The 9,274-nt window shown below is 53.6% G+C and carries 5 protein-coding genes; all 5 read right to left on the bottom strand.

Annotated elements, in window-relative coordinates; translation table 11 throughout:
- Nucleotides 1–732 precede the first annotated feature (732 nt).
- Nucleotides 733–939 carry a hypothetical protein gene (locus LOC70_RS23375; RefSeq protein WP_230256474.1) on the bottom strand — a complete coding sequence of 69 codons (207 nt, stop codon included), beginning with the start codon at nucleotides 937–939 and terminating at the stop codon, nucleotides 733–735.
- Between the two features lie 367 nt (nucleotides 940–1,306).
- Nucleotides 1,307–1,756: a hypothetical protein gene (locus tag LOC70_RS23370; RefSeq protein ID WP_230256473.1), complete on the bottom strand. Its 450-nt coding sequence runs from the start codon at nucleotides 1,754–1,756 to the stop codon at nucleotides 1,307–1,309.
- 120 nt (nucleotides 1,757–1,876) lie between these two features.
- Nucleotides 1,877–3,082 carry a hypothetical protein gene (locus tag LOC70_RS23365; RefSeq protein WP_230256472.1) on the bottom strand — a complete coding sequence of 402 codons (1,206 nt, stop codon included), beginning with the start codon at nucleotides 3,080–3,082 and terminating at the stop codon, nucleotides 1,877–1,879.
- Between the two features lie 1,702 nt (nucleotides 3,083–4,784).
- Nucleotides 4,785–5,171 (bottom strand): hypothetical protein, encoded by a 387-nt coding sequence (locus LOC70_RS23360; protein WP_230256471.1) that lies wholly within the window; start codon nucleotides 5,169–5,171, stop codon nucleotides 4,785–4,787.
- 2,539 nt (nucleotides 5,172–7,710) lie between these two features.
- Nucleotides 7,711–8,190, bottom strand: a complete 480-nt coding sequence (locus LOC70_RS23355; RefSeq protein ID WP_230256470.1) for a hypothetical protein — start codon at nucleotides 8,188–8,190, stop codon at nucleotides 7,711–7,713.
- Nucleotides 8,191–9,274: the final 1,084 nt, after the last annotated feature.

Genomic DNA, 9,274 nt, shown 5'->3' with positions numbered 1-9,274 from the left:
ATCGTTGCACCGTCGAGCGGCCGTTCGCGATGATCGATGATGGCGTGGTGTGCAACCGAGATCATCATCGCCACGTCCTGCAATCTTCGCCGCGATAACGTTTGGCGTCACCGGGCGGCGGCGAGAGATGTGATTGGAAGGTGTACCGAGTCTCCACCACCGCTCCGCGTGCACGCAATTGTTATCCGCCCGTGATGAAGATGTGTAGGTCGGGTCGGAAATGACGGATAGCCGACAGCACAGACGGTCCATCGACAAAGCAGCTATTCGCAATAGACCACGGTCCAGAATATCGGTTGTGCAACAGTATTCTAGATCTATTTTCGCCATCGAGAAATTCAACAGAGTCTATCTCGATGAACAAAACAATGTTGGATGCCGGCCAGAACAGACCGTCACCATGCCATGCGATCGAGTCCCGGTCGACCACAACAGATGCACTGGGACGACGGCAAAGAATGACGAGTAGGCCAATTAGGTGGAGTAGTCCCAGTGGGTAAAACATCCACCGTTGGGAAGTGGATGCGGCAAGAACAAAGTACGCGATGACAGTGCATGCAGAAACGCCAATCGCGATATAGAAGCGGCGGTTGTCGACCGGACGTTTAATGGTGATACGAGGATCGTTCATTAGGCGTCAGTCGGATAACGGTCAGCGTCACCGGGCGGTGGCGAGAGATGTGATTGGAAAGTGTACCGAGTCTCCACCACCGCTCCGTGTGCACGCAATGGTTATCCGTCGTCATGCGAGGCGTCGATCACGCCGGCAATGTAGTCCCAATCAAGACAGTGCTCCCGGACTAAAGCAGTTGGAACATCAGCATAGGTTTCCGTCATGCGTACGACAAGCTTGCGTCCGTTGACTAGCGGTTCAGCCGTTGAGTTGTCGCTTAGAAATAGCGGAAACACGCGAATAGCCTCTGAGACGATCAGGTTCATGCGTTCGTTGGTGTGGACGGTCGATGGTGATGCAGCGTAGATCCGACTAGGATCGGATGTGTCTAGACAGAATGCGATGCCATCCGTAATGACGACTCCACCATCTGAGAACGCCGTCGTTGAAGCAAATGCAGTCTTGGGAACCGTGAAAAGCCGACGAAGCTTTGCGAACCAAGTTTCGTAGTCGTCCGTGATGGACGTCGATTGATAGGGATTCGGCGTTTTGTTCAAAGCTTAAAGAGAGAGAATAGACAGTGGAATTCAGTCGGATAACGGTACGCATCAGCGGGCGGCGGGAGTTGAGCCACGACTTGCAAAAACCTCTCCACCGCCGCTCCGTTGCATGCGATGGTTACCCGCCGTTTGCTCAATCGGGTCGGCGATCCCAGACCAGGTCAAATATCAGAGGATGCGCTGCGAGCGAGCGAGAAACTGCAAGTCGCAGGGTGTCAAGGTCACGGACGTTACCAGTCCGTTCAAATAGTGAACGGAGCAGATTGTAGCTGTACCCAATGTCAAAGGCAAAAGCGTTCTCGTGATCGCCGTCCGGGACCCATTGAAGCCAGATGGATGCGTCGCGATCATTGAAGCGGAATGTAATCGACCAGCAGTGCTCGTCCGCCGTTGGCGCACCAACAGACGCGAATGCTTCGTTAGCGACAAACTGTGGATGCACCGCAATAGCAATCATACGGTTTGCTTCGTGTGCCCATTGCTCGCCAAAGTCATCGGAAACTTTGGTCTCGGGGTTGGTACCAACCAGATCATCGCTTGGCAAAGTGCCGTTCCAGAGAAATGTCCCGAATGCGGTAGTCATCGTTGCGAGTGCGGCGACTCCATGTCAGTCGGGTAACGGCCGCGCTAACCGAGTCGCGGCGATTGATTTTCAATTGTCAAAAACGACGACTCCGCGACTTCGGTTCATCGCATGGTTCGCCTATCTCTGTTTGTCGACGACGATGTACTCCTTGGCAAACGAAACCCAGTCTGCGATCAGTTGTTCTTGGGCTTCATTTGAGCGAGACCCACTCGCAGAACAGTATCCACCGGGGAATTCGCATCGATAGCTGTCTATTGCACCATCAAAATCCGTTGGTGAAAGATATCGTTCATGAAGAATGGAATCAAGAATTGCGAGGATCCAAGCCCGTTCCTTGTATTCCGCATCTGGGTGCTTCAGTCGGAGAATTAGAGCAGGTACTGCCGTTCGCCCCATGGCAAGAAGTTTTCCATGTGCAGAATCTGGAGATATGAATGAGTGATAGCGTGGCCCATACTCCCCACCGATCATCTTGACCGTGCCTAATGGCTTGAGTTGCGAAAGCAACTCCCTCGATTTGTCGTATTCAGCCTCAGTCAAGGGAATGCGAATCTTCGGTCCAGCTGTGATCTCAATTGTGAATCTATTGGAGGAGACAATTGTCAACTCTTCGAGTTTCTTTTCATCCTCGATATCCGCGATCGTCACTGAGTCGTGATAGAAAACCTGTGCGGTATATCGTCCTGGGAGACGAATTCTGACAAAGCTGGCTAGATCAAGAGTTTGCTCATCTGATTCGCCAAAGCCAAGCTCTCCCTGGCTGTAAACACCTCCACCCATTCCATAGTTGGGGCCAATTGCTGGCAACCGCCTTTCTTTGTCGTCCCAAACATGAATTCGCCAACGCGATAAACGACCACTGCGATAGTCGCCACCGAAGGTGAACCAGATTGGTTCTCGTTCTGGATCTTGATTAACAATCTTGACCGGGATCCTCGCCGGCTTTCGGACGGCTGATTTGATTGGTACGTCCACGTCGACATTGATTCGCAATGGTGGAGACCTACCCTCGATTCGGCGAATGGTGGTCAGCAACGCAAGGTCGGTTGCCAAAGACCAGGCGTCGTCTTTCGCATCATTGGCCTTACCTTCCGCGCGTAGTTCACGTAGTGGCTGTAAAGCGGCCTCGCCGCGATCGGCGAGAACATTCAGAATTGCCTCAGGCTGGTGCTTTGGCTCTGAATCGAGAAACGGCCACTCGAGTCGAGGATTGGCCTTGAAGGTCGAAATCAGCTGCTCCGTTGTGACCCTGGACTCGCCCTGCGCTCGAACGATCGAACAGATGAGGAGTGATAGCCAAAATGCATTAGCGTAACGTTTCATGGTCGGACCCAAATTTGGATGGCTGAAACATCATTAACGCGAACGGTAGCCGTCACCGGGCGGTGGCGAGAGACGTGATTGGAAAGCGAGATAGGTCTCCACCACCGCTCCGTGTGCACGGCATGGTTATGCATTTCCGCGGCAGTCGAGCGTGATCACGAGCATGGATCGGAAGAGGTGTTCGACTGTCAACCGAGCGATCCATTTTGATGAGAGTCGGTTCGGTCACGAGGACTTGAGTGTCAGTCAGTTCAATGTTGACGAATGATCAATGCGGTGTCGAATGTCGTGTCGGCACGCTTCGAACGCAATCGCGAGGATGAATTTCACGCGGCATTTCCGAGCACGAGATCGTTCCGGTATCCTGCATCGGTTGGGTCGGCATTGATTGCTAATCGCGAGCATGCATCCGAGCTTTGGTCTCACGCATAACGTTTGCGATATGCGGGCGGTGGCGAGGGATGTGATTGGAATGCCAAGTTGGTCTCCACCACCGCTCCGTCATCATCGCGTGGTTATCGGGAATACTTCCGTGGATCCAATCGAGCAATTCGATATCGTCGAATGACGACCACTAGCGTACCGAGAGGTGAGGAAGCGATGGGCACGATGTCGATGGAGAACGTCAAAGGATTGTATCAGACGCAATCGACATCGTTCGCATCGTTTCCGGGAGTCTACGCAGCGGTGACACGTTGGAGTCGCGGTGAGGCGATCGGTTGGCAACCAAAACACAGTGCGTTCGTCAGAAAAGTTGACGACCGTTCGCGTGACCGCGACGAATGTTACAAGTGCGAGCGACTCGATGTGGCGAGCGACCTCAGTTGTGTCGCCCATTGTGTCCAGCGTCGATTGGTTTGACGTTCATGGTGTTGAACGTTTTCATTGTGTCATTATTGAACCGTCGAACTGCCTTCGCGAGTATCGATGCTGATGTGGTGTGCAACCGAGATCGGCATTACTATGTCCTGCATGAGTCGCCGCGATAACGGCAGCGATCACCCGGCCGCCGCGAGCGATCCACCACATGTGAAAATACTACTCGGCGGCTCGGTGTGCATCGCATTGTTCCCCGCTGCCTAACGCTTCTGTGATTACGGTTGTGCCACCGAATGCAGCCACTGGAGTCTCGTGATATAGTCCGAATGTAGCAAATGCGATCGGTATCCAAATCGGCAGCAGGAGAACGAACTGGGCCATGAGTCCGCCATTCGCGATTCCCGTTGCAGCTGCAATTCCATGCCCCGCGTTTGGTAGAGTCCACATTGCCCCAACTGCGAAAAAGTAGAGAACCTCAAACAGTAGCAACATCGCAAGTAGGCGTGCGCAAGTCGCAGAGCCAAGGCAGAGCCCAATAGCGGCGATAAAGATTGAGACATAGCACACGATGCACACTGCGGACATCACGTAGAACGCGGTGAAGAAGCAAGGCAAGTTAGCGGTGTCCGGCGATTCGTCGAACGCACCCCGGAATGCGGCGGAGAGAGAGCTTGCGTTGTATAGGAGCCCGAGTATCGCAGCGACAATTAGCAACGCTGCGATCGCGTAGGATGAGTAGCGTTGAGTCGTCGTCCGTTGTGCGATCATGGATTTCATTCGGGGAACGTCACCAATCACCCGGCAGCGACGAGAAATTGTCCATTTGAAAACGCCCGACTTCGCCGCTCGGGTGCATTGGATTGTTCTGCCTTCTTTGGTCCCTTCAGCCAGAAACAGCCATCCGCATCAGCTCATCGTCATCGAGACGTCGTATCGGCTGAGCATGTATCTCGCGACGAATCGAAGCCGGAACACCGATCGCGACAGAGCCAATATCGTAGGTGATTGGAAACACGTCCGCGATGCCGAGGCCGAAGAAAGCGGCGCATTCATTTGGGCCGTGAGTGTCGATGTTGAGGTCATGGTACCGTGCCAAATGGAACGGCTTGCCGTCATCACGGTATAAGGTCAGTGCAACGAAGTGCTCTGTTTGCGTGTGATTGTTAAGGTCGATGTTACTCAGGATGCCACCAACGGAGTCACCATTTGCAAATTGCAGTGTCGTCCCAACCACGCGGTTGCCAAGATCGGAAACCGGTACGTCATTCACCGGTCGGATGACAGTTTCGTCGCCGAATTTGGATTCAACGTCATCGCAGAATTCCCAAACCGGGTGGTTGCGAATGTCGTCAGGTGTCAAATCAGCGAACGGTTTCATGCATCATCAATGGCAGAACGCCACGCATCACCGCGGTCGCGGCGAATGATGCTCCATTGAGAAAACGTATGACCCGCGACTCCGGTGCATGCGATTGTTCGCCGCGTCTTGGGGCACATCATCTCAAGACCAACGCAAGCAACGAAAAACACGCAAGTACGGTAGTAGCAATTATGGTGCGAGCATTCTCTGTGCCCCATTTTGGGCGATACCGTGCAACACACATGTAGCCCGCTAAGAATGCAAGTATAAACGCAAAGCATAGCGAAAGACTGGAGACCGTCCACCAGATGTGTGTAGGCGTATAGCGATCAGAAAACGGCGAACTGCTTTGAGAAAATCGCACTTCCTCGATAGGGTACGCCAGTAGCGTGGCAACCGCGCAAGCATCCGACACCCTCGTGTTTAGCGGACAAAGTATTGCGGTGAAAAAACCGATCACAATTATCGAGTCAAGTCGAAACAGCAGAGTCGAAACGGCGGAGTGCACCGTCCAGGCGGGAACTCCCCAGTAGATACCATCTTCGTAATTGATGGCATCCGAAAAGAGCAAGGCTCCGCATTCATCTAGGGCTGGAAAGTACAGAATTGCCAGTGCGAACGCAAGCGGAATCATGAGCAGCGTCGATAGTCGGAGGCGCGGAAGTTTCGTTTGAAGCTCCATTTCAAGGAGAAACAGTCGGCGAACGGCAGCGATCACCCGGCCGCCGCGAGCAATCTACCACTTGTGAAAACACTACTCGGCGGCTCGGTGTGCATCGCATTGTTCCCTGCTGCCTGACGCTTTTGTGATTACCGTTGTGCCAACGAATGCAGCCACTGGAGTCTTGTGATATAGTCCGAATGAAGCAAATGCGATCGGTATCCAAATCGGCAGCAGGAGGACGAACTGGGCCATAAGTCCGCCATTCGCGATTCCCGTTGCAGCTGCAATTCCATGCCCCGCGTTAGGTAGAGTCCACATTGCCCCAACTGCAAAAAAGTAGAGCACCTCAAACAGTAGCAACATCGCAAGTAGGCGTGCGCAAGTCGCAGAGCCAAGACAGAGCCCAATAGCGGCGACAAAGATCGAGACATAGCACACGATGCACACCGCGGACATCACGTAGAATGCGGTGAAGAAGTAAGGCAAGTTAGCGATGTCCGGCGAATCGTCGAACGCACCCCGGAATGCGGCGGAGAGAGAACTTACGTTGTATAGGAGCCCTAGTATCGCAGCGACAATTAGCAACGCTGCGATCGCGTAGGATGCGCAGCGTTGAGTCGTCGTCCGTTGTGCGATCATGAATTTCATTCGGGGAACGGCAGCGATCACCCGGCCGCCGCGAGCAATCCACCATTTGTGAAGACACTACTCGGCGGCTCGGTGTGCATCGCATTGTTCCCCGCATTTGCGATTGTCCGGAGTAGGCCCCATAAACGCGTACCGCGCAAAGTCCAGCAAGCCAGAGAACCGGAAACCAGAATCGACGTAATGTTCGATCACGTAGAACGCGAAGTAATAAGCACGGCAAAAAGCCCACACAGCAATTGCAAGCAGAGCGACGTATCGCATATCTGGAAGCTGAACAGCCAACAGAATTGAGGCTAGCAAGCCAAGAGATACAAAAAGCGTGCTCTTTAGCCATATGATTCGGGGATTTGTTAGGTTTGCCACGCTGGTATCTCTCAATCGAGAAAGGCGTCGAGCTTTTTCTGAATGCTGTGAGGATTGGACACGCCTGATACGCTTGTTCCTTTGTGACGCATCGGAGCGGTATCACAGCGGAGAATGGTCTGCCGGGGAACGTCAGCGATATGCGGGCGGTGGCGAGCGATGTGATTGGAACGCCGAGTTTGTCTCCACCACCGCTCCGTCATCATCGCATGGTTATCGAGAATACTTTCGTGGATCCAATCGGGCGACTCGCAAACGTCGAGTGACGGTCAGGAGCGCACCGACAGGTGAGGAAGCGATGGGTACGATGTCGATGGAGAACGTCAAAGGATTGTATCAGAGTCAATCGACATCGTTCGCATCGTTTCCGGGAGTCTACGCAGCGGTGAAACGTTGGAGTCGCGGTGAGGGGATCGGTCGGCAACCGGAACGCAGTCGTTCGTCAGAAAGGTTGACGAGCGTTCGCATGACCGCGACGAATGTTGCAAGATCGAGTGACGGGATGTACCGAGCAACCGACCGCGGTTTTGTCCGCTATCGTGTTCATCGGTGATCGGTTCGACGTTCAGGGTGTTGAACGTTTTCATTGTGTCATCGTCGCAACGTCGAGCTTCCGTTCGCGAGCATCATTGATGGCGTGGTATGTAACCGAGATCGTCATCGCCATGTCCTGCATGAGTTGCCGCGATAACGTTCGGCGTCACCGGGCGGTGGCGAGAGGTGTGATTGGAAAGTGTACCGAGTCTCCACCACCGCTCCGTGTGCACGCAATGGTTACCCGCCATTTGCCGACATCGCCAGCGAGCAAAGTGTCGAAATGAAGTTGCGCGCATCAAGGATATCGTGGAACTCTTCCGGAATGGCTGGAAGTTTTGGGATCGTTGTCGCCGTTACTTCGTCGGTGGCCGACAGACGAATCACAACATCCGTATCTGCATAACCAAACGATCGAATTTGTATCGGAAGCGGGTTAGGAAACGGAAGTCCCGGTAAAATCAGGTTGTCGAGATGAACCGAGGCCCCATAGCAGTAGTGCTTCGGTTGGCAATTATAGATGAGAACAAGCGAAAGTATCCCTCCCGCCTCAAATAGTTGCGTTGGGGGACCGAGAAGTGATTCAACATCCGATGCGGTCATTCCAACAGTGACGTCGCGGGCAATGTCGGCATACCGCTCTTGTTGAGCCAGATCGGCTGATCCTGAGATCAGCAAAAACGTGAACCAGACCGCAGAGATTGAATCAGGTATGAACATGAATCCTCAGTCGGGTAACGTCCGCGATAACCGAGTCGCGGCGATTGATTTTCCATTGTCAAGAACGACGACTCCGCGACTTCGGTTCATCGCATTGTTCCCCGGTGTCGCGGCAGAGATAGGCCAGCCACCGCGGTCGACGATCAATCAATCATACCGAGTACGATGACCGCCGGCAAAGCAAGCCATAAGAACGCATCAACGCAAAAGAACATGATCTACAGCACAACGCCCAGCACGTATCGCTAGCGCGAACATCGCCACAGTTCATCCCCGTGTTCGCAAAAAATCGCTTTGAGGTTAGCCAGAGATACAAAGCGTTCGAGCCGTTTTTGATTCTGCGGATGCTTGGGTGGAATCTGAGCGCTGATCCCACCGTGTCCCTCGGGGTCATCGGCTGGCGGTGTAAGCGTCACGCCATCACCACAAATCAATCGTTCGGTCGCACCATCGGTGTAGTGAACAACGATTGCTTTCGGCCAATCGATCGCTGCAAGTTCCGCTATCGCATCCATCACATTTTTGCGTCGGGGAACGTTTGCGATATGCGGGCGGTGGCGAGCGATGTGATTGGAACGCCGAGTTGGTCTCCACCACCGCTCCGTCATCATCGCATGGTTATCGGGAATTCTCTTGTTGATCTAATCGATCAATTCGAAACCGTCGAGTGACGGTCAGGAGCGCACCGACAAGTGAGGAAGCGATGGGTACGGTGTCGATGGAGAACGTCAAAGAATTGTATCAGTCGTAATCGACATCGTTCGCATCGTTTTCGGGAGTCTACGCAGCGTTGAAACGTTGAAGTCGCGGTGAGGCGATCGGTTGGCAACCAGAACGCTGTCCGTTCGTCCGAAAGGTTGACGACCGTTCGCATGACCGCGACGGATGCTGCAAGATCGGGCGACGACGCGTGCTGAGCAACCGAGTGCAGTTGTGTCGGCCATCGTTTACAACGTCGATTGGTTTGACGTTCAAAGTGTTGAACGTTTTCATCGTGTCATCGTTGCACCGTCACGCAGACGTTCACGAGCATCAATGATGGCGTAGTGTGCAACGGAAGTCGGCATCGCTACGTCCTATATAC

The organism is Rhodopirellula halodulae (assembly GCF_020966775.1).
In the GTDB taxonomy this organism is placed as follows: Bacteria; Planctomycetota; Planctomycetia; order Pirellulales; family Pirellulaceae; genus Rhodopirellula; species Rhodopirellula halodulae.
This window is presented reverse-complemented; position numbering and strand designations above follow the sequence as displayed.

Bases quoted from the DNA above. Each gene is read 5' to 3' on its own strand.
- LOC70_RS23375 (WP_230256474.1), bottom strand. From the start codon at position 939: ATGAACCTGATCGTCTCAGAGGCTATTCGCGTGTTTCCGCTATTTCTA.
- LOC70_RS23370 (WP_230256473.1), bottom strand. From the start codon at position 1,756: ATGACTACCGCATTCGGGACATTTCTCTGGAACGGCACTTTGCCAAGC.
- LOC70_RS23365 (WP_230256472.1), bottom strand. From the start codon at position 3,082: ATGAAACGTTACGCTAATGCATTTTGGCTATCACTCCTCATCTGTTCG.
- LOC70_RS23355 (WP_230256470.1), bottom strand. From the start codon at position 8,190: ATGTTCATACCTGATTCAATCTCTGCGGTCTGGTTCACGTTTTTGCTG.